We start from the raw sequence: 22,424 nt of genomic DNA, 5'->3' as shown, positions 1-22,424 counted from the left end.
TTTTCGAAGAGTATTATTGTACTTTAAAGGTCTTGAGATAGTTATTCTTTCCAACTCGACCTTCGAAGGATTGCCCATTTTCGAGGTAAGGAAGGTCATCTGATACGGAAGCCTTGACCTTATAAATCTTGCCTTCAACTTTAAAGAAATAGACGGTATCCCCCTTGATGACAGCTGATTTAAGGTCTGAAACCACTCCCTTGATGTTTTCTACCGTTTCATTATCCAGCTCGAGGTCGTTTTTATTGGCATATTTGCTGAGGAGTTCATCTACTGTAGCTGCTACGATGACGTTTTGGTACTCTACTGCATCAACCAAAGCATACTCCTTGACCAAACCTGCATTGTCCTTCAATCCCATGATGTAGAGCGGTTTGTCATTGAGATTGACAAGGATAGGGAAGGTCGCCTTATAGGCCTTCTCCTGAACGGCTCCTTCTGCAGAAGCACGGGCTGATTCTTCGGTTGCTGAAGCTAGGTTGTACTTGGTGATTTCACCAGTGCGCATATTTTCAAGGATAAATCCTAGATTACTTTCGTCAGCATTGGCTGAAGTCACCCCTGTGTAGAGATAAATGTCATTTCCGATAGAGAGATAGTTATAGCCCTCAGTCGTTTGGGTAACATTTTTCTTAGAAATCAAGGCATTCCAAAAGCCGTCTTTATACTTGCCGTTGTAGTTGATTTGCTCGATTGTTTCTTCTGCTGGATAGACACGATCCACCCACTCTGGCACCTCATCCAAGCTGTATTCCTTGGTTTCTCCATTGGTGGCGTCTAAGATAATAACAGATGAAGGACGAGGAACTCCTAGACCAAACTGTTTTTGATAAACGGTTGCTACATAGAAGGGATTGCCTTCATCATCCACCTCAAAGGATGGCTTTTTAAAAATCTTGGTTGGGTACTTGATCCGAAGATGACGTTTGACGTCTCGGTTAAAATACTCAGAGTCTGAATACTTCATTGGCGTTTTTAAATCCACCAATTCTGCATTTCCTGTCACCATATCAACCTTGATATACTCACCAATTCCCTTGGACTGATTATTAAACCATTTGATCGGGTCGGCATACTCCAAAGGAGTCACTCGATAAGGTTTGCCATCAACCGTCAGCTGGGTATAAGTATCTGCTGCTACGTACTGGGAGACCTTATCCGTCAGAGAGCCTAGATAACGGTCTCCAATCTTCTCTGCAGTGCTCCGATCTAGAATTGGAACCTTACTGGTATCACTCTTAGGAAAATCTTTAAAGTCTTTTTCTGTGATAGACACCACATTAGCATAATTTTTTGCTTGGAAAAAGCTAGAGGTTACTAGGCTTACAAGACCAGCAAGGGCAAAAATGAGTCCTGCAGCCAGCAACAATCCTCCACCTAATTTATTAAAATGAAATCCTTCTAGATTGAGATCTTTGGCAACCTTGCCATGACGTACATGAACAGTTTTGAGGAGATTGGTATCCTTGCGGAAACTAAACAAAATCCCCATCACCACCAGATGCCCACAGAGAAAGAAGATGAATTCCCAACTAGTCAGATTGAAGGGTGGTAAAAATATATACCAAGTCGTTGCGATAAAAACAAGTTCAAAAAGTATGCGTTTCATCTGCGTTCCTCCTAAATAATCCGTCCTTCCAAATGATCCAGTTCATGTTGGCAGATCTGAGCCGGAAAACCTGTTAACATAATGGTCTGTTCCTGCCACTTACTATCACGATAGGAAACCGTAATCGTTTCATAACGAGTTGTTGGTCGCACCCCAGTCAAAGACAAACAACCTTCCTCTGTCTCGTAAGGTCCTTTATAGGAAAGGAGAACGGGATTAAACATGACTATGGGAACCAAGCCAAGATTAAAGATAATGACACGCTTCTGCACACCAATCATATTGGCTGCCAGACCGACACAGGTCTCGCGATTAGCCAGCAGGGTATCCTTCAAATCCTTAGCCAGATAAAGGTCTTCCTGACTTGCAGCTTTCGAGACCTGCGACAAGAATAAGACATCTCGGACAATTTTCTTTTCCATTCTCTTTCACTCCTTGCTATTTTACTTTATTATAGCACAAAAGCGGATAACTCCTAACTATTCTCCTCAAATGCAAAAAAAGCCATCCGAAGAGTGGTCTAATATATAGTAGTTAATAAAATAAAGAGGATAGTAAATGATTGTACTCTCCTCTTTCTATTTTATATATCCTTTTAAACACTTATAAAGTATACTAATTTATCAATGACTATTCTTTATGTCCTCGATATCTTGTAACATCGTTATTAATTCATCTTTATCAATTGGGTTCTCTTCATTCTCGGTTCCATTATGTAAGGCTCCACCAGAGCAACGCCCATGAATAGCATGTAATATGTCAATAATCTCCGAATTGTTTTCAATTTTCTTTAATTCATCCCAGTTGATTCGGCTTTTTTTATTACTATATTTAGTGGGGACTTGATTATTCAAAATTATTTCATCAATGGCAAATTCAACTGCTCTTCTTAGTTTACCGCAAATAAGTTGTTTGCTATTATCTGACAATGGACTTTCTGTTAATGAGTGTTTAATATCAGAGATATAAGTATTTAAGTTTTCAGTTTGTTTTAATTTTATGATACCTTTTCGAACTTTGCCTTCACTCACAGTTTCATAAAGATAAACATGCTTACCTTTATCTTTATTACATCCTCCGTTTATATTTTTACACATATGACCGAGTTTACTTGTCATGAAACTGTCGAGAAACATTTTATTATGGGTAAATATAATAATTTGATTTTCTAATGACAGTAATAGTTCGGAAAATTTATTCATAATCCTATGATCTAAACTATTGACAGGGTCATCAAAAATAATCGTACTTCGATTTTTTGAAAGAGTGATTTCAGAAATAAATAAAGCTAGAGCAGTGGCTTTTTGCTCACCCTCACTCAAGATGTCTTCAATATTTTTATTATTATTTAAAATTAACTCTGTTTGTTGTTTTCCTCTACTATTAGAACCTTGTAATTTAATAGACAGATTATTTAAACCAAGTGATTTCAAATTGTGCTCAAAAGATTTCAGCAAATCACCTGTAAGTAGGTCGGCATGCGCTTTTTTACTTAAATTACTTAATTTTGAAGTATTTATCTCAGATATTAATTTTCTTTCTTGAAATAATCTATTTGTTATATCAGCAAACTTACTAAGTTTAGTGAATTGAGAGTTCAGCGATTCTTTTTCTTCAAGAATCATTAATTGGTGATTGTATTTCTTTAAAGATTCTATTCTCCGAGACTGTTCTGAATTTAATTCAATATGCAATTGATTAGTATCATCTATTTCTTTGGATAGATTATTTAATAACTCTTCTTGTATTTTAGGTGCTTCTATAGGTTCCTGCTCTCTCAATTTACTTAAGAGTGATTCCTTATTTTTAATTATCTGCTCATTTAAAGTTATAAGTTCAGACTTTTGATCAAGGGAAAGTTGAATTTCTTCACTCTGTATATCCACCACAGAAATAGTTTGTAGTTCTATAATTTTTTCCTTTATACTTGCTGTATTTTCATCTAATTGAGTTTGGGTGGTATCTTTTATAAATTTTGAGTATGCTTTCGTTATTTCTAACGATTTTTTATCATAAGAGCGATGACAATACGGACATGTATCTTCCAGTTCAAATTCTTCGCAGTAGATTATTCCTGATTTAATAAAATTAATCCAAATATCACTATCAGTACCAGGTATCTCGCTAAAAAGTTCATACTGTTGTCTAGCAGTTGAGTGTTCCTGTCTTAGCTTCTCCCTTCTTACAACTAGATTATCTACACTTTTTTTCTCTTTCTCAAGGAGTATCATTAAGCTCTTAAATTCTGACTTTATTTTTTGGAGTTTATCAAGTTTTATTTTATTAATCTTAATAGCATCAGCTGAATTTGCTTTTTGAAGATTTTCTATAGATTTTTTAACATTTTCGAGTTGACTTCTCTCTTCTGAAGAAAAACTTTCAAAACTTTTTATTTTCTTAATATCTACTTCTTCAAATCTATCTTTTTTTAAAAATTCTCTGAAGTTCTCTGTAACCTTATCAAGATTAATATCTGGCAATGCCTCTTCATCCGATTTGATCTTTTCTTCTGATAATTCTTTTATTTTAACTATTAACTCACTTATCTCAGAAAAATATGAAAGTGCATAGGGTTTAATTAGTAGTTCGTCTGCGTTTCTTTTCTGTAAATATTTATTAGTATATTCTGTATCAAAAACTCTAATTGAACGTAAATCTGAAATAGTCGAAGTATTTGACCAAGCGCTTGATTTTTGGGTATCATCTATACTATATTCAATATTCACATCAATATTCTTTGGAGAGTCACTAAAAATATTCTGCAAAATATTTTTAGAATTCATTTGTCCCGTCATATTATTTAGTATTCTAAAGTAACTACTCTTTCCAGTACCGTTAAGGCCATAAATGATGTTCATTGCTGGAGAGAAAGTAATGCTTTGTTCTTCCGAAAGAGCATTTACACCTGAGAGATGTTCTAATTTTGTTAAAATTATTTTTTCGTTTTTTGTACTAAAATTATTAGATGGAGATACAATATTTGGTATTTTTTTTCTTTGAAGTAAATAATCCGCTAAATCATTCTTTACATTATCATCAATAATTCCTTTGTTTTCAATAAAGAATTTTATAATATAGGATAACCAAGCATTACAATCACCTTTTTCAGCTAGATCTATTAAGTAATCAATAGCGTTGTTTTTCATATGTACTCATACTCCTCTTTTTATTTAGAAATAACTTAAAGCTACCACCTATATTATAACATATTATTAGCAATAATTCAATGTAAGTATAGCCCTTTAAAACCTGTCAACGAAACTTTAAGGTCAATTTCATCAAATAATGTTGTCAAAACTGTTTTTCAATATACCGTCTCCCGTCTTAACTAAGATTATTGTATGGGCTTAGGGCAAAATAGATATCGTCGATTTTCGAGTCGTGTTGACAAAAAAACTCCAAAAATACCAAAAAATCACTTTTTAAAAACTATTTTTCACATGACTCTGTGTGTAATTTTATCACATTTTGATTGGCATTTTTGATTAATTAGAAGGTCTAAACTGACGCACTTTTTATAAAACCAAGCCAGACTTACGGAGAAGAATAAAACAGCTTCAAACCTTCATTTTTGATTTAACTGAAAAACTTGCCGAACAACAAGAAGATAATTTGAACATCCACAAGTTTATGGCGATAATTTCGAAGTATACACAAGTTCCAGAATTAATCGTTGAAATGGTAATTAAGATGATTGACAAGATTATAATGCATAAACAATCTGGTACGAAACGCAACCGAATTATTCAAATTGATATTTACTACAGTTCCATCAAGAAACTAAACAACAAAAAAAGCCATCCGAAGATGACTTTCTTTTTAAATCGCATTCTTATCAAGACCAAGTTTACGTTGAACAAACTTGACGATTTCGACGATAAGTATCATTGAGAAGCTTCCAGCTAGAACAATAGCCCATTGTGACAAGTCTAGTTTGGTTACGTGGAAGATACCTTCAAGCGGTTCTACAACGATTGTTGCCATCAAGAGGATGAAGGATACCAAGATAGACCAGTTGAAGGTCTTAGACTTGAATGGTCCGACTGTCAAGATGGATTGGTAAACAGACTTGACGTTGTAAGCATGGAAGAGCTGGATCAAACCAAGTGTTGCAAAGGCCATGGTGAGGGCATCCGCGTGAATGGCATGATTGTCACCCACGTGAACTGGGTAAGCAATCGCAAGGCCATAAACACTCATAACAATAGCTGCTTGGAGTACACCTTGATAAATGATAGAACTCAAAACACCACCTGAGAAGAAGCTTGCCTTGCGTCCACGTGGTTTATGGTTCATGACACCAGGCTCAGCAGGCTCAACACCTAGAGCGATAGCTGGGAAGGTATCTGTTACCAAGTTGATCCACAAGAGATGAACTGGTTGCAAGACGTCCCAACCAAAGAGGGTTGATAGGAAGATGGTTAAAACTTCAGCAGTATTGGCAGAAAGTAGGTACTGAATAGTCTTTTGAATGTTTGAGAAGACCTTACGTCCTTCTTCAACTGCAACGATGATGGTCGCAAAGTTATCATCTGCAAGAATCATGTCAGAAGCTCCCTTAGAAACCTCTGTACCAGTGATTCCCATACCAATACCGATATCGGCTGTTTTCAGAGCTGGCGCGTCATTGACACCGTCACCTGTCATGGCAACGACTTTACCTTGTTTTTGCCAAGCTTTCACGATACGAACCTTGTGCTCTGGAGACACACGGGCATAAACAGAGTATTGACCAACTACTTTTTCAAAGTCTTCATCAGACAGTTCGTTGAGTTCAGCACCAGTTAAAACGTGACCTTCTGTATCATTTGCATCAATGATTCCCAAACGTTTGGCAATAGCTTCTGCTGTGTCTTGGTGGTCACCTGTAATCATGATTGGACGGATTCCAGCTTCCTTAGCCACACGAACAGCTTCTGCGGCTTCAGGACGTTCAGGGTCAATCATTCCGATCAAACCAGTGAAGATCAAGTTGTTTTCAAGCTCTTCAGAAGTAAGATTTTCTGGAATACTATCGATAATCTTATAAGCACCTGCAAGGACACGCAAGGCTTGGTGAGCCATTTCCGAGTTGTTTGTATGGATTAATTCAGTGACTTTCTCATCAATCGGAGCAACATCTCCAGCTTTATCACGAGCAACACAGCGTTTCAAAAGTTGATCTGGAGCCCCCTTGACTGCCACGAGGAATTTGCCATCTGGCAATGGATGAACCGTTGACATGAGTTTACGATCTGAGTCAAATGGCAACTCAGCAACACGCGGATATTTCTCTAAGAACCCTTTAACATCATAGCCTTTGTCCAAGGCATACTGGATGAAGGCTGTTTCCGTTGGATCCCCGATCAGGTTACCTTCAGCATCAATCTTGGTATCATTGGCTAAGACAACCGAACGAAGTAGGGGCATGTCCAAGCCAAGTTCAATCTCATCAGCTGAGTCATGTAGAACTGCATCGTAGAAGACTTTTTCAACCGTCATCTTATTCATGGTAAGCGTACCAGTCTTATCAGAAGCAATGATTTCTGTTGAACCAAGTGTTTCTACCGCTGGCAACTTACGAACGATAGAGTTTCGTTTTGCCAAAACTTGAGTACCAAGGGCAAGAACGATGGTCACGATAGCAGGAAGTCCTTCTGGGATGGCTGCAACAGCAAGTGCAACAGAGGTCATCAACTCACCAAGTGGATTTTTACCTTGAATGAAGACTCCAACTACAAAAGTAACAAGGGCAATAACCAAAATTGCATAGGTCAAAACCTTAGAAAGGTTGTTCAAGTTTTGTTTGAGTGGCGTGTCTGTCTCGTCAGCATCTTGGAGCATACCAGCGATATGACCCACTTCAGTGTACATACCTGTATTGACAACAACACCAAGACCACGACCATAAGTCACATTTGAGTTTTGGAAGGCCATATTGACACGGTCACCAATACCAGCATCTGTAGCGAGCTCGACGGTCAAGTCTTTTTCAACTGGAACAGACTCACCTGTCAAAGCTGCTTCTTCGATTTTAAGAGAATTAGCTTCTAGCAATCGTAGGTCTGCTGGCACCACGTCACCTGCTTCAAGAGCAACGATATCACCTGGTACCAATTCTTTTGAATCAATCTCAGCCATATGCCCATCACGAATAACGCGAGCAGCTGGACTAGACATAGACTTGAGGGCTTCGATGGCTTCTTCTGCTTTTCCTTCTTGGTAAACACCGAAGGCAGCGTTGATGATAACCACGGCTAGGATAATGATGGCATCTGCGATATCTTCCCCACCAGAAGTTACGACTGACAAGATAGCCGCAGCAACTAGGATGATAATCATCAAATCCTTAAATTGCTCGATAAACTTGACTAGGAGTGATTTTTTCTCACCCTCTTCCAGTTCATTGCGTCCATATGCAGCTAGACGTTTCTGCGCTTCGCTTGACGAAAGACCCTGTTCAGTTGCTTCAACTGACTTCAAGACCTCTTCAGGACTTTGAGTGTAAAACGCTTGGCGTTTTTGTTCTTTTGACATGTGTCTCCTCCTTGACATTGTGTGCAAAACAAGTTCTCTTTTAGTTTTATGACAAACAAAAAGAGACCTGTTAATCATAACAAGTCTCGCTGTTTAAGATAGTGCCGGAAAACATACTTTTCAGTATACAATTCGGAATGACGACACTATCACAGGTTTCTGCCAGCTACTCCCTTGAGTAGTACTATTATATCAAAATTTGAACATTTTTCAAGGGTTTAAATCCGATGAAACAAGACTAAATTTGAATTTTCCTATGAAAACCAGTATAATGGTAGAATACTAAATGACTAGAAAGGAAGCCCGATGAACCAATCCATGTCAAATCTCAAATTGGCAGAACGTGGAGCCATTATCAGCATTTCGACCTACCTCCTCTTGTCTGCAGCAAAATTGGCAACTGGTCACCTCCTGCATTCTTCCAGTTTGGTGGCGGATGGTTTCAACAACGTATCCGATATTATCGGAAATGTTGCTCTCTTGATTGGGATTCGAATGGCCCGCCAACCTGCAGACCGTGACCATCGCTTTGGTCATTGGAAGATTGAAGATTTGGCTAGCTTGATCACTTCCATCATCATGTTCTATGTTGGTTTTGATGTTCTTCGGGACACCATTCAGAAAATCCTCAGTCGAGAACAAACACCCATTGATCCTCTGGGTGCAACTCTAGGAGCCATTTCAGCAGCAGTCATGTTTGCTGTTTATCTCTATAACACACGCCTCAGTAAGAAATCCAAATCCAAGGCTCTCAAGGCAGCTGCTAAGGACAATCTTTCCGATGCTGTCACCTCGCTTGGGACTTCCATTGCTATCCTAGCTAGCAGTTTCAACTATCCTATCGTGGATAAATTGGTCGCTATCATTATCACTTTCTTTATCTTAAAGACAGCCTATGATATCTTTATCGAGTCTTCCTTCAGTCTTTCAGATGGTTTTGATGACCGTCTGCTAGAGGACTACAAAAATGCCATCATGGAGATTCCAAAGATTAGTAAGGTCAAGTCCCAAAGAGGGCGGACCTACGGTAGCAATATCTACCTTGATATCACGCTGGAAATGAATCCCGATCTATCAGTCTATGAAAGTCACGAAATTGCAGACCAAGTTGAGTCTATGCTAGAAGAACGATTTGGTGTTTTTGATACTGATATCCACATCGAACCTGCTCCTATACCTGAGGACGAGATTTTAGACAATGTCTACAAAAAACTGCTCATGCGTGAGCAATTGATTGACCAAGGAAATCAGCTAGAAGAACTCCTTGCTGAGGACTTTCTCTATATCCGTCAAGATGGAGAGCAGATGGATAAAGTCGCTTATCAAGCCGAAAAAGAACTTAAAGCTACTATTAAGGATATTCAAATCACTTCCATTAGTCAGAAAACCAAGCTCATTTGCTATGAGCTGGATGGTATCGTCCATACCAGTATCTGGCGTCGCCATGAGACTTGGCAAAATATCTTCCACCAGGAAACAAAAAAAGAAGACAGACAGTAACCCTATCCAATGGATAGGGCCTTTTTGATTATGCTACTTTAAGTAAAGACAGACTATGACGGTTTGGAAGATTTGCTTTTCGAAGCTTGTTTTGCCTTTTTTCTTGCTTGACGATTTTGTTCGATGCGCCATTCTCTTTCATAGTACTTCATGGTCTCGTATACCCTTTCAGGAAGACCTACATCTAATAGAAAGATAGGGATAATCAAATCTGCTGACGGATGAAAAGGGAAACACCTTCTCTTCAGTAGGGCTAGAAGTGATTGGGATTTCACATTTTCCTTGTTTTTAAAATAAACTTCAATCCGATAGGAATCCCTATACTTCCCTCGAATCCGAGAGAGGGAAAATTCCTCTACATCAGCCCAAGCGTAGAAATGACTGGGTTTCTTTGGGTTTGGTTTGTAGTAAAACCCCTCAACAGTACATCTCAAATATTCCTTATCGGAACTTAACAGTCTGTATGTCTGATAAATAACTACTCCAGCACAAAAAAGTACAAACAGCATCAACAAAAGACTTACCGTATGAAGTCCCGTCCCCTTTTGCGAATACGAATGGAGATAATAGAGAGATAACAAGAAGAAAAGCACCGAAGCTAGGCCAAACAAGGCATTCCAAATGATTTTCTTGGGACTACGTTTAATGACTTTTTCTTCCATCATGCCAACTCACTTAAATATTCATAGCGTTCGTATTTTTCAAGGAGTGCTTCGTTTTTCTCGTCTAGCTCTTTTTGAAGAGTCGCTAGTTTACCAAAGTCGGAGCCATTTGCCAGCATCTCCTCTTCAATAGCAGCGATGCGATTTTCTAAGGCTTCAATATCGCCTTCAATGCTTGCCCACTCCTGCTTTTCTTGATAGGTCATACGCTTCTTGTCTTCACGAACTTTGACCACTTTCTCTTTTTCGGCCTTTTGGACTTGATTGGACATCTCTGTTTCAAAGGCTTTTTCATCAAGGTAGTCAGTATAATGACCAAAGAAAGGACGAATCTTGCCATCTTCAAAAGCAAGAATCTTGGTCGCTACCTTATCCAGGAAATAACGGTCGTGGCTAACTGTCAAGACAGGGCCTGCAAAACCTTGCAAGAAATTCTCTAAAACTGTCAAGGTCGCAATATCCAGATCATTGGTTGGCTCGTCCAAGAGAAGAACATTAGGTTTTTCCAAGAGCAGTTTGAGGAGATAAAGGCGTTTTTTCTCTCCACCAGACAATTTCTCAATCAAGGTTCCATGCGTCGAACGTGGGAAGAGGAACTGCTCTAGCAACTCTGCAATGGAAGTCGTAGAACCACCACTGGTCTTTATCTCTTCTGCTACTTCCTGCAGGTAATTGATAACGCGTTTGCTTTCATCTAAACCTTCAATTTGTTGAGAGAAATAGGCAATGCGAACCGTCTCACCGATGATAACTTGACCTGCTGTCGGCTCAAGACTTCCTGCAATCAGATTAAGCAGGGTGGATTTTCCCACACCGTTGTCCCCAACGATACCAATACGGTCTTTGGCCTGCACCAAGAGGTTAAAATCTTGTAAAATCGGCTTGTTTTCATAGGCGAAGGAAACATTCTGAAACTCGATGACTTTTTTCCCAATCCGACTGGTTTCAAAGTTCATGGTCAAGTCTGCCTCAGTAGGATTATCTGAAACTTCCTTCTTCAAATCGTGGAAACGATTGATACGAGCCTGCTGCTTGGTCGCACGCGCTTGCGGTTGTCTACGCATCCAAGCCAATTCTTGTTTGTAGAGTTGCTCCTTTTTGTGAAGGAGAGCAGCGTCACGCTCATCTTGCTCCGCCTTAAGGCGAACATAGTCCTGGTAATTGCCCTGATACTCGGTCAAGCCTGCTCGGTCCAACTCGAAAATCCGCGTTGATAGCGCATCTAAAAAATAGCGATCGTGGGTGATAAAAAGAACCGTCTTCTTGGAATTTTTCAAAAAAAGGGTCAGCCACTCGATGGTCGCAATGTCCAGATGGTTGGTCGGCTCGTCTAGTAACAAGAGGTCGTGGTTGCCTAGGAGAACTTGCGCCAACTGGACCCGTCTTCTGAGACCGCCTGACAATTCACCAACTGGAGTCGACAAGTCCTGAATACCTAGCTTACTGAGGACCGTCTTGACCTGGCTTTCAATTTCCCAGGCTTGTAGAGAATCCATCTCTGCCATGACCCGTTCCAAACGAGCCTGCTTGTCCTCACTGTAGTTGAGCATGATTAACTCATACTCACGAATCAACTGGATTTCCTTGAGGTCGCTGGAGAGAACCGTATCCAAGACCGTCTTGTTATCATCAAAATCAGGATCCTGTGTCAGGTAGCCAATCTTATAGTCATTCTTAGCAGAAAAAGGGCTAACGTCACCATCAAATTCTGAAACACCAGAAAGAACATCCAAAAGGGTGGTCTTACCCGTTCCATTGACACCAATCAGACCGATTCTATCCAAGTCATGGATGATAAAGGAAATATCCTTAAAAACGGTCTTGTCACCAACGGATTTGCTTAGTTTTTCAACGATAAAATCACTCATTTTTTCTCCCTCAGGTAAGCATGGATGGCTTGTCGGTCATTTTCCAATTCTCCATCGACAATGGCATACTCAATCTCTGTTAAAATCTCTCCCAAGTCTGGCCCTGGTTGATAGCCATATTCCTTAATCAAAATTCCACCGTTAATCTGGATTTCTTTCTTATCATGAATGGTCAAACTCTGGTAAGTTTCTTTGATGGCTTGTGGGTTGACTTCTTTCCCTTGAGCCTGACGAAGACTTTCGGCTTGTAGAAGGGAATCCAAATCAAAGCGGTAACAATCGCGCTTGCTCAGCTCTCCTTCTTCTCGCAAAGTCAAAATAGTCAGCAAATCCTGAACCTGCTTAGCAAACTGGCGTGAGGTTTTCCATGCCTTCAAAAATGGCTGTGTATCTTTAATCTCCAAAGCCCACAATAGAGCTGCCCAAGCTTGTTCAGAAGATTCAAAAGTGAAATCATTCTCCAAATCAAACAGTCTGTTGAGCTTGTCCTGACTCCCTACCATGTCTGGAAGATAGTCATAAGCTCGACTCTCAATCATGGAAGACAGACCAACTCGCCAAAAAGGTGCCAGCAAGAGTTTATCAAACTCAACGAAGGTGCGCTCTACAGAAATTTTCTCCAAGAGTGGCGTCAAAGTCTTCATCGCCTCAAAAGTTTCTGACTCAAGTTTAAAACCGAGACTGGCCTGAAAACGGAAACCACGCATAATCCGCAGAGCATCTTCGTTGAAACGCTCACTAGCCACTCCAACTGCTCGCAAGACTTGGTTTTCCAAATCCTCTAAACCATGAAACAAGTCAATGATTTCACCTGTCTCATCCAAGGCAAAGGCATTAACTGTGAAATCACGACGTTTGAGGTCTTCTTCTAGCGAACGCACAAAGGAAACCGCACTGGGTCTGCGATAGTCCACATAGACATCTTCAGTTCGAAAGGTGGTTACCTCATACTCTTCATCCCCATCTAAAACCAAGACAGTTCCGTGCTCGATTCCGATATCGGCTGTTCGCGGAAAAATCTGCTTGGTCTCCTCTGGATAGGAAGAAGTCGCAATATCCACATCGTGGATAGGACGATTGAGGAGGGCATCTCGAACAGAGCCCCCAACAAAATAGGCCTCAAAGCCTGCTTCTTTAATTTTTTCTAATACTGGTAAAGCCTTCTGAAATTCAGAAGGCATTTGCGTTAATCTCATAATAAGTGTTCTAATCCATAGACAAGCTCATGACGCTTGACAACTTCTTTGATTCCCAAATTGACCCCTGTCATGAAGGAGCTACGATCATAGGAGTCATGACGAATGGTCAATCCTTCTCCCTGATTGCCAAAGATAACTTCCTGATGAGCTACCAAACCTGGTAGACGGACTGAGTGGATCCGCATGCCATCAAAGTCAGCACCACGGGCACCAGCAATCAATTCTTCCTCGTCAGGCGCACCTTGCTGGATCGACTCACGCACTTCCGCCATCAACTCAGCCGTTTTAATAGCTGTTCCACTTGGAGCATCTTTTTTCTTGTCATGATGGAGCTCGATAATCTCCACATTTGGGAAATATTTGGCAGCCTGCGCCGCAAATTGCATGAGCAAGACAGCGCCCAAGGCAAAGTTAGGGGCAATCAAGCCACCCAAATCTTGTTCACGAGAAAATTCTTTTAGTTCTGCAATTTCTTCACTAGTGAATCCTGTTGTTCCAACTACTGGAGCAAAGCCATTTTCAAGAGCAAAGCGTGTATTTTCGTAGGCAACAGCTGGAGTTGTAAAATCTACCCAGACATCCGCTTCAAAACCAGCCAAGTCAACCTTATCATTGAAGACAGGAATTCCCTGCCACTCTGACTCAGACTCAAACGGATCCAAAACTGCGACTAAGTCCAAGTCTGGATCAGCCAAGACCATCTGACAAGCAGCTTGGCCCATCTTTCCCTTAAAACCGGCAATAATTACTCGAATACTCATCTCTACTCCTATATAAGATACAAAGCCTGTAAGAACAATTTAGACGATTGGTGTATAGCTCAAGGCGATACTACCTTCTCCAAGGTGGGTCCCAATGACACTACCAAAGGTTTCAATTGGAATTTCAGCAGTCACACCACTCTCCATCAAAAGCTGACGTAAATCCGCTGCCTTTTGAGGAGCGTTCCCATGAATGACTGTTATACGGTAGTCCCCATCTTTTGTCAACTCCTTGATGATTTCCACCAAACGTTTGATTGCTTTCTTTTCTGTACGAACTTTTTCGTAAACTTCAATCACTCCTTGGTCATTAAAGTAAAGGATAGGCTTGATACTGAGGAGATTTCCTAAGATAGCTGCTCCATTTGACAAACGTCCTCCCTTAACCAAGTGGTCGAGGTCATCTACTATGATAAAGGCTGAATTATCAGCAATTTGGATAGCCAACTTCTCCTGAATCTGCGCAAAATCATCGCCTTGTTCTGCCCAATCAAAGGCACTCTCTACCATAAATCCTAGAGGGGAACTTGTGATATGGGTATCTGGAAAGGCAATGGTCAAACCTTCATACTCGTCTAACATATATTGGATATTCTGATAAAAGCCTGAAATTCCTGACGAAAGAAAGAGGCCCAAGACATGAGTATAGCCTTCATCTTTCAAGGAACTTAGAATCTCATCCAATTTGGCAATACTTGGTTGACTAGTTTTAGGCAATTCTGCAGACTGAGCCATTTTTTGATAAAATTCCTCAGCAGTCAGATTGACACCTTCAACATACTCCTCCCCATCAATATTGACAGGAATATCCAGGATAAATAGATTCTCTCTTTGCAGCGTCTTCTCCTCTAAATAGGCGGAAGAATCTGTAATGACAGCTAATTTCATGGCTAAAACTCCAAATTGATTCCTGGAAGATCCAAGGCGATTTCTGTTACTTCATACGTCAAACGGTTGAGCATGTTCAAGCATGGACGTGCCAAGGTTTCGACTTCTTCTTGGTTAAATTCGCTTGGTTCGTTGACAATACGACCTTCCACGTGGTTTACTTGGGAAATCGTCCCGCTGATGACAAATTTGTCAAAGACAATCATGAAACTCAAGATAACAACAAGCGAAGTCACTTGGTTTTCTTGGTCATGTTGGAGTAACTGAAAGTTCACGTCTACCTTGGTTTCAGGAGCGCCATTTTCATTTTCCCATTCAAAGTTACGAGCATCAAAGTGATACTGGCTAACAAATTCTTGTTCTCGTTTAAGATTCATTTTTCTCTCCCATTGCTACAATTTACTATGCAATTGTACCACATTTTTATCATTTCATCTAGTTTTCTAGGCTTTAGTCAATTCCGATTTCATCTTTAACAACAGCAGCAATCGTATCTACATAGTAGTTGACTTCTTCTGTTGTAGGAGCTTCCGCCATGACACGCAAGAGGGGTTCTGTTCCACTTGGGCGGACAAGGATACGACCGTTCCCTGCCATCTCTTCTTCCATCTTTTCGATGATTGTCTTGATGGCTGGTACTTCCATGGCTTTTTCTTTCATGGCATTTTCCACTCGGATATTGACCAGTTTTTGTGGGTAAATCGTCACTTCTGATGCTAGTTGAGACAAGCTCTTGCCTGTTTCTTTCATGATCTTAGTCAATTGGACAGCTGATAATTGACCATCACCAGTAGTGTTGTAATCCATTAAGATAACGTGACCAGACTGTTCACCACCAAGGTTGTAGCCTGATTTTCTCATTTCTTCGACTACATAGCGGTCACCTACTGCAGTGACTGCCTTGTTAATGCCAGCACTTTCCAAGGCCTTATGGAAACCAAGGTTAGACATAACGGTTGTCACGATGGTGTTTTGAGCCAACTGGCCTTTTTCAGAAAGGTATTTACCGATGATGTACATAATCTTATCACCATCAACGATGTCACCATTTTCATCAACAGCAATCAAACGGTCACTGTCTCCGTCAAAGGCCAAACCAATAGCTGACTGGCTTTCTTTGACCACTTCTTGAAGAGCTTCTGGATGTGTAGAACCCACATTCAAGTTGATATTCAGACCATCTGGTGTCTCCCCAATAACAGTTATTTGAGCCCCAAGGTCTGCAAAGATTTGACGAGCACTTGTAGATGCTGCACCGTTTGCTGTGTCCAAGGCCACTTTCATTCCCTCAAGAGGAGTTCCAGTTGAAACAAGATAGCCTTCATACTTGCGTAAACCTTCTGGATAGTCCACCAATGTTCCCAAGCCTTCGGCACTTGGACGAGGAAGAGTGTCTTCTGTAGCATCTAGCAAGGCTTCGATTTCTGCTTCTTTTTCATCATCAAGTTTGAAGCCATCCCCACCAAAGAATTTAATTCCATTATCAAGGGCTGGGTTGTGACTAGCGGAAATCATGACACCTGCACTTGCTCCCTCAGTTTTGACCAAGTAAGCTACTGCTGGTGTTGCAAGAACACCGAGTTTGTAGACATGAATCCCTACAGAGAGGAGACCTGCCACTAAGGCTGATTCTAACATTTCTCCTGAGATACGTGTATCACGTCCTACAAAGACTTTAGGGGCTTCTGTTTCGTGTTGGCTAAGAACATAACCACCAAAACGTCCCAGTTTAAAGGCCAATTCTGGCGTCAATTCTACGTTTGCTTCTCCACGGACTCCATCGGTCCCAAAATATTTACCCATTTTATTTATCATCCTTTTCTACTATTTTATTTAGTCCTGTTTAGACGAGTCTGGTTTCGTTTCTGAACTCGTTGAAGACGAACTGCTGGTTGAAGAGCCCGTTGACGAAGAACTCGAGCTAGACGATACTGTTTTGGTTGTAATTTTCATTGTAGTGTCAAATGGCATAATGACGCTTGGTAGGACATTCCCATTTTTATCAACTGCTTGTAGTGGAACAGAGGCTGAATAGTTACCTGTTATCCGTTCACTCGTTGGCAAGATGGCAATGACACGATCTACTCTAGAGAGAGTTTCCTCGTCACTAATAACTGTTACTTTTTCATCTGACACAGTGACTGTATCAATTTTCACACGAGAATCAATCTGGCTAGGATCAATCTCTGGCACAACAATTACATTATCTCGTTTTGCTTTTTTACCGACCTTGACTGTTATCTTTTGAGGAGTTGCAACAGCCGTCAAACCGCTTGGTAAATTTTCAATGGTTAGAGGAACTTCGATGGTTCCTACACTGGCATTGGTTAAGTCAGCTTTTACCTTGAATTTCCGAGTGCTTTCCTGCATCTCACTCGCCAAGGCAACTCTGTTTGACCCTGTCAGAAAGACGGTCACTTCAGAGGTAAAGCCACTAATAAAATACTGATCACTGTCATACTGAATATCAATTGGGACATTAAGAACTGTGTTTGTATAAGTCTCCGTCCGCACCTGTCTGGCACTGTTGCTATTCTGATAGTTTGTCAAAGTTGCATAGATAAAGAGAATGCAGGCGAAAAAGAAGGAAGAAATGATGTATAGACTATTTTTTCTCATGTTTCAATCCTCCTAGCAAACGCTCTTTCAGACCTTGCTTTTTCTCTGATTTTGGAAGTAAGATTCTTCTTAATTCAGATTCAAACTCTTCCAAGGTCAAATCATGCTTAAAGACTCCATTATAGGTGATTGAGATTCCACCTGTTTCCTCAGAAACCACAAAGGTAAGAGCATCTGATACTTCCGACAAACCAATCGCTGCCCTGTGACGTGTCCCAAACTCCTTGGAAATTCCCGTATTTTCAGTCAGGGGTAGGTAGGCTGAAGTTACGGCAATCCGATCTTCTCTGACAATGACCGCTCCATCGTGTAAGGGAGTATTGGGGATAAAGATATTAATCAATAACTCAGAGGAAATTTTAGCATCTAGAGGAATCCCAGTTGAGATGTATTCCTGCAAGGTTCTCACTCGCTGAACTGCTACCAGAGCACCAATCTTACGAGGACTCATGTACTCGACTGATTTGACAAAGGCGCGAACCATTTGCTCTTCCGCACTAATAGGCGCATTGTAGAAGAAATCAGTAGCTCGACCCAATCGTTCCAAACCAGTCCGAATCTCTGGTGAAAAAATAACCACCGCTGCAATGACCCCGTAGGTGATGATCTGATTAATCAACCAGGAAATGGTCGTCAAACCAATCATATTGGACAGAATCTGACCTAAAATAAAGACCAAGACTCCCCGCACCAAAATCATGATTTTGGTCCCTGCAATCGCTTTGGTAAAATGATATAAAATATAAGTCACAATGAGAATATCTATCAGATTGATGACTATCGTCCAAGGACTTGAAAACAAACTCGTCCAGTATTGTAAATTGGATAATTGTTGAAAATTCATCCCTGGCCTCCTCCCTGTCGAAACACTTTCTGTACCATTATACCATTTTTTGCCCATTTTTTCCCTATCCTACCTCATTTTAAATTAAGCAAAAATATGATAAAATAAACTGATTAGAAAAAACGAAGGAGAAATCATGTCTCAACTCTATGATATTACCATTGTCGGTGGCGGTCCTGTCGGGCTCTTTGCTGCCTTTTACGCCCACCTACGCCAAGCCAAAGTCCAAATCATTGACTCCCTTCCCCAGCTCGGTGGTCAACCTGCCATCCTCTACCCTGAAAAGCAAATCCTTGATGTGCCAGGTTTTTCAAACCTAACTGGGGAAGAACTGACCAATCGCTTGATTGAACAGCTAAACGGCTTTGAAACACCTGTTCACCTCAACGAAACCGTTCTTGAAATTGAGAATCAAGATCAAGGATTCACCATCACAACCAACAAGGGAAGCCATCTGACCAAAACAGTCATCATTGCTATGGGTGGAGGTGCCTTTAAACCACGTCCGCTCGAATTGGAGAACGTTGAGGACTATGAAAATATCCACCACCACGTTTCCAACATCCAACAATACGCTGGTAAGAAAGTGACCATCCTTGGTGGTGGGGACTCAGCAGTGGACTGGGCTCTGGCTTTTGAAAAGATTGCCCCAACCACTCTCGTTCACCGCAGAGATAATTTCCGCGCCTTGGAACATAGTGTGCAAGCCTTGCAAGAATCATCTGTGACCATCAAGACACCGTTCGTTCCTAGCCAACTTATCGGAGATGGAAAAACACTCGATAAACTAGAAATCACCAAAGTCAAATCAGATGAAACCGAAACTATCGAAGTAGACCACCTCTTTGTCAACTATGGTTTCAAATCATCTGTTGGCAATCTTAAAAATTGGGGTCTGGATCTCAACCGTCACAAGATTATCGTCAATAGCAAACAAGAATCCAGCCAAGCAGGTATCTATGCTATCGGCGACTGCTGCTACTATGAAGGTAAGATTGATTTGATTGCGACAGGACTGGGTGAAGCTCCAACAGCTGTTAACAATGCCATTAACTACATTGACCCTGACCAAAAAGTACAACCCAAACACTCGACCAGTTTATAATAAAAGAACCACGGATCAACGATTCGTGGTTTTATAGTTCATCTGCAATCTTGTTTATTTTTCTGAGTCTGTGGTTGACACCACTTTTGGTCAGGGGATTGCTCAGGCTATCCGCCAACTGCTGGATAGAGTAGTCTGGGTGCTGGATCCGTAAGCGAGCCACCTCCTGCAAATCCACTGGTAAATTTTCCAAACCCATTCTATCTTTGATTTTACTGATATTATTGATAGTCTTCATGCTGGCAGAAACTGTCCGAGCGATATTAGCTGTCTCGGCATTATTGGCTCGATTGAGATCGTTACGAGTTTCACGCAAAATCTTGACGCGCTCAAAGTTATCACGCGCCTGCATAGCCCCAATCACGATCAAGAAATCCATGATGTCCTCTGCACGCTGGAGATAGGTAACTGCACCTTTCTTTCGCTCAATAACCTTGGCATCCAACAAAAACTGCTGAAGGAGAGAGGCTAGTCCATGGGTGTGGTCCAGATATACAGAACTGATCTCCAACTGGTACTTGCCAGACTCCGGATCTCGGATGCTACCATTTGCCAGAAAGGCCCCACATAAGTAAGCACGACCAGCCTCTTCATCTGCTAAGATATCGGGATCAATACCCGTCTCCAAACCAAAGAAGGAATCCGCAAGTCGCAAATCAGCTAAAAGCTCCTGCACCCTCTCATCTGTATAGACCGTATAGACACGATTCTTGCGAAGATTGCTTCTCTGATGGTGACGAATTTCTGACTTGATCTCATAAAAATGGAGAAAGGACTCATAAAGGTGCCGAGCTAACTTAGCATTTTCAGTTACGACTGACAAGGTCAAGCCCGAACTAGATAGACCGATACTGCCAGACATCTTGATAATGGCCGATAGTTCATAACGACTGAGATGGTGTTGACCAAGAATTTCCTCTTTTACTGCAACTGTAAAACTCATTTTCTCACCTGTATAATGCGCATCAATTCATCTACAATCAAATCGCCATCATGGAAGGCTCCTCCATTTTCCAAACGAAGGAAGTTGGATGAAATCACACGAGGGACCTGCTTGCAAAGACCAGCAAAATCATGCTCTACCTGAACCAAATATTCATCAAAACGGTTGGTATCCATGTATTCTCTAGGAACCTTCTCGATATTAACCAAGACCGTATCAATAAATGGCCTACCTAAGTGTCGATGGAGGACTTCCACGTGGTCACTGTCTGAAAAGTGCTCTGTTTCCCCACGCTGGGTCATGATATTGCAGACATAGGCAATCTCAGCCTTAGTCTCCAAGAGAGCCTGCCCAATCTCCTCAATGACAATATTGGGCAAAATCGATGTAAAGAGGGAACCAGGCCCCAAGACGATCATATCACTCTCTAGGATAGTATTGACCACTCGACGGCTGGCTTGGGGCGTTTCATCATCCAAGGTATTGGTCACATAGACATGGTCGATCATGCCGGGATGATCTGCAATGTGGCTCTCACCTGCCACCTCAGAACCGTCTTTAAAGACTGCATGCAGTGTCAAAGGCTGATCGCTTGAGGGGTAGATTTTTCCTGTTGTGTGGAAAAAGAGACTTAGCAGCTGCATGGCATTATAAGTGGACCCTTGCATTTCAGAAAGCCCTGCTATAATGATATTTCCTAGAGGATGACCTGCAAAAGCACCAGCGTCTTCTGAAAAGCGGTACTGAAAAACCTTCTCATAAAATTTAGGCATATCCGACATGGCTACCAGGACATTGCGAAGATCTCCTGGTGGTGTCAGCTGTTGGATATTCTTTCTTAGTTCACCAGAAGAGCCGCCATCATCAGCTACCGTTACGATGGCAGCGATATCAACATCCTTTTCTCGCAAGCTTTTCAAAATGACGGGGATACCTGTTCCTCCACCAATTACCGTTATCTTTGGTTTTCTCATGAACGGTTTACCGTTTCCTTTCTTCTGTCTTTGTCACGATGGCTTTCATTGACAGACCAGTTTTTAGCAAGGTCCTCAGCTATGCGTTTGGCAAAGGCAACACTACGGTGTTGTCCACCTGTACATCCTACTGCAATGGTTAAAACAGACTTGCCTTCTTTTTTGTAACTTGGCAAAATGGGTTCAATCAAGGCGAGTAAGTGCTGATAGAAACTTTCAGACTCTTCATGATTCATCACATAGTCATAAACTGCTTGATCCTCACCTGTCTGATTACGGAGTTCAGGGAGGTAGTATGGGTTTGGTAAGAAACGGACATCAAAGACCAAGTCTGCATCGATAGGAATACCATACTTGAATCCAAAAGACATGACTTCGATACGGAAAGACTGGGCTTGTTCTTGGTCCGAAAATTGCTCAGCAATGGTTTTACGAAGTTCACGCGGGGTGAGTTCTGTCGTATCCACTACATTTTGACTCATATTTTTCAAAGGTGCCAAGAGTTCACGTTCCAGCTTGATGCCATCTAAAATTCGACCATCTGCTGCTAGAGGGTGACTTCTTCTAGTTTCCTTATAGCGTGCCACCAATTCCTTATCTGCTGCATCTAAAAAGAGGATTTTGAAGTCCAAATCGTCTTGGTTTTCCAATTCATCCAAAACTGCCTGAATCTCTGAAAAGAAGGAACGGCTCCGCATATCGACTACCAAGGCCAGTTTGTGGTCATCATCCTTGGTCTCTACCAACTGCAAAAATTTTGGTAAGAGGGCTGGTGGCATATTGTCAATGGTAAAATATCCCAAATCCTCGAAGGACTGAATGGCTACTGTTTTCCCTGCGCCACTCATCCCTGTCACAATCACCAGGTGAAGTTGTTTCTTTGTCATCTATCTCTCCTTATATCAAAAAAAGTTTGGCAGAGCCAAACTTCAACTA

At 41.2% G+C, this 22,424-nt stretch carries 19 protein-coding genes; 3 read left to right on the top strand and 16 right to left on the bottom strand.

Annotated features, from left to right (window positions below; genetic code table 11):
• Window positions 1–13: 13 nt before the first annotated feature.
• The 3 genes from O3652_RS06415 to O3652_RS06405 all read right to left on the bottom strand — a co-directional run bounded on the left by O3652_RS06415 (window position 14) and on the right by O3652_RS06405 (window position 4,755).
• Window positions 14–1,609 (bottom strand): hypothetical protein, encoded by a 1,596-nt coding sequence (locus tag O3652_RS06415; protein ID WP_371590182.1) that lies wholly within the window; start codon window positions 1,607–1,609, stop codon window positions 14–16.
• 11 nt (window positions 1,610–1,620) lie between these two features.
• The gene (locus tag O3652_RS06410; RefSeq protein WP_049489492.1) at window positions 1,621–2,031 is read right to left on the bottom strand and encodes a peptide deformylase; all 411 of its coding nucleotides are present in this window, start codon (window positions 2,029–2,031) and stop codon (window positions 1,621–1,623) included.
• A gap of 201 nt (window positions 2,032–2,232) precedes the next feature.
• On the bottom strand, window positions 2,233–4,755 hold the full coding sequence (locus tag O3652_RS06405) for an AAA family ATPase (protein WP_254726079.1): 2,523 nt from the start codon (window positions 4,753–4,755) through the stop codon (window positions 2,233–2,235).
• 484 nt (window positions 4,756–5,239) lie between these two features.
• On the opposite strand from O3652_RS06405, the gene O3652_RS06400 reads away from it, so the two are divergent.
• Window positions 5,240–5,500, top strand: a complete 261-nt coding sequence (locus O3652_RS06400) for a DUF4368 domain-containing protein (RefSeq protein ID WP_239665721.1) — start codon at window positions 5,240–5,242, stop codon at window positions 5,498–5,500.
• Here the strand turns inward: O3652_RS06400 and O3652_RS06395 are convergent.
• Window positions 5,429–8,125, bottom strand: a complete 2,697-nt coding sequence (locus tag O3652_RS06395) for a cation-translocating P-type ATPase (RefSeq protein WP_371590181.1) — start codon at window positions 8,123–8,125, stop codon at window positions 5,429–5,431. The two genes, O3652_RS06400 and O3652_RS06395, sit on opposite strands and share 72 nt — an antisense overlap.
• Before the next feature lie 306 nt (window positions 8,126–8,431).
• On the opposite strand from O3652_RS06395, the gene O3652_RS06390 reads away from it, so the two are divergent.
• Window positions 8,432–9,625 (top strand): cation diffusion facilitator family transporter, encoded by a 1,194-nt coding sequence (locus tag O3652_RS06390; RefSeq protein ID WP_371590180.1) that lies wholly within the window; start codon window positions 8,432–8,434, stop codon window positions 9,623–9,625.
• A gap of 53 nt (window positions 9,626–9,678) precedes the next feature.
• Here the strand turns inward: O3652_RS06390 and O3652_RS06385 are convergent, their stop codons facing one another.
• From O3652_RS06385 to cdaA, 9 genes are all read right to left on the bottom strand, one after another.
• On the bottom strand, window positions 9,679–10,290 hold the full coding sequence (locus O3652_RS06385; RefSeq protein WP_371590179.1) for a hypothetical protein: 612 nt from the start codon (window positions 10,288–10,290) through the stop codon (window positions 9,679–9,681).
• Window positions 10,287–12,155, bottom strand: coding sequence for an ABC-F family ATP-binding cassette domain-containing protein (locus tag O3652_RS06380; RefSeq protein ID WP_371590177.1), 1,869 nt, complete (start codon window positions 12,153–12,155; stop codon window positions 10,287–10,289). Before O3652_RS06380 ends, O3652_RS06385 begins: the two co-directional genes overlap by 4 nt.
• Window positions 12,152–13,351, bottom strand: coding sequence for a CCA tRNA nucleotidyltransferase (locus O3652_RS06375; RefSeq protein WP_125413036.1), 1,200 nt, complete (start codon window positions 13,349–13,351; stop codon window positions 12,152–12,154). Before O3652_RS06375 ends, O3652_RS06380 begins: the two co-directional genes overlap by 4 nt.
• Entirely contained in the window at window positions 13,348–14,115 is a 768-nt protein-coding gene (dapB, locus tag O3652_RS06370; protein WP_125413035.1) for a 4-hydroxy-tetrahydrodipicolinate reductase, read from the bottom strand. The genes O3652_RS06375 and dapB overlap by 4 nt, the downstream gene beginning before the upstream one ends.
• Before the next feature lie 39 nt (window positions 14,116–14,154).
• Window positions 14,155–15,003, bottom strand: coding sequence for a DegV family protein (locus tag O3652_RS06365; protein ID WP_125413034.1), 849 nt, complete (start codon window positions 15,001–15,003; stop codon window positions 14,155–14,157).
• A gap of 2 nt (window positions 15,004–15,005) precedes the next feature.
• The gene (locus tag O3652_RS06360) at window positions 15,006–15,380 is read right to left on the bottom strand and encodes a DUF1149 family protein (protein WP_001050092.1); all 375 of its coding nucleotides are present in this window, start codon (window positions 15,378–15,380) and stop codon (window positions 15,006–15,008) included.
• A gap of 73 nt (window positions 15,381–15,453) precedes the next feature.
• Window positions 15,454–16,806 (bottom strand): phosphoglucosamine mutase, encoded by a 1,353-nt coding sequence (gene glmM / locus O3652_RS06355; protein ID WP_000521455.1) that lies wholly within the window; start codon window positions 16,804–16,806, stop codon window positions 15,454–15,456.
• A gap of 30 nt (window positions 16,807–16,836) precedes the next feature.
• Window positions 16,837–17,622, bottom strand: a complete 786-nt coding sequence (locus O3652_RS06350) for a YbbR-like domain-containing protein (RefSeq protein WP_371590176.1) — start codon at window positions 17,620–17,622, stop codon at window positions 16,837–16,839.
• Window positions 17,609–18,466 (bottom strand): diadenylate cyclase CdaA, encoded by an 858-nt coding sequence (gene cdaA, locus O3652_RS06345; RefSeq protein WP_268699797.1) that lies wholly within the window; start codon window positions 18,464–18,466, stop codon window positions 17,609–17,611. The genes O3652_RS06350 and cdaA overlap by 14 nt, the downstream gene beginning before the upstream one ends.
• A 136-nt stretch (window positions 18,467–18,602) precedes the next feature.
• Between cdaA and O3652_RS06340 the strand changes: the two genes are divergently transcribed.
• Window positions 18,603–19,571, top strand: a complete 969-nt coding sequence (locus tag O3652_RS06340) for an NAD(P)/FAD-dependent oxidoreductase (protein WP_125413032.1) — start codon at window positions 18,603–18,605, stop codon at window positions 19,569–19,571.
• 31 nt (window positions 19,572–19,602) lie between these two features.
• Here the strand turns inward: O3652_RS06340 and whiA are convergent, their stop codons facing one another.
• Genes whiA through rapZ form a run of 3 tightly spaced genes read right to left on the bottom strand, consistent with a single transcriptional unit; the run spans window position 19,603 to window position 22,375 of the window.
• A complete protein-coding gene (gene whiA, locus O3652_RS06335; protein ID WP_371590175.1) occupies window positions 19,603–20,514 on the bottom strand; it encodes a DNA-binding protein WhiA in 912 nt (303 codons plus the stop codon).
• Window positions 20,511–21,488 (bottom strand): YvcK family protein, encoded by a 978-nt coding sequence (locus O3652_RS06330; protein ID WP_001231053.1) that lies wholly within the window; start codon window positions 21,486–21,488, stop codon window positions 20,511–20,513. The genes whiA and O3652_RS06330 overlap by 4 nt, the downstream gene beginning before the upstream one ends.
• Window positions 21,485–22,375: an RNase adapter RapZ gene (gene rapZ, locus O3652_RS06325; RefSeq protein WP_125413031.1), complete on the bottom strand. Its 891-nt coding sequence runs from the start codon at window positions 22,373–22,375 to the stop codon at window positions 21,485–21,487. The genes O3652_RS06330 and rapZ overlap by 4 nt, the downstream gene beginning before the upstream one ends.
• Window positions 22,376–22,424: the final 49 nt, after the last annotated feature.

This window comes from Streptococcus sp. 27098_8_23 (assembly GCF_041432195.1).
GTDB lineage: Bacteria > Bacillota > Bacilli > Lactobacillales > Streptococcaceae > Streptococcus.
Note: the sequence above shows the minus strand (reverse complement) of the source record. Positions and strands in the feature narration are given on the sequence as shown.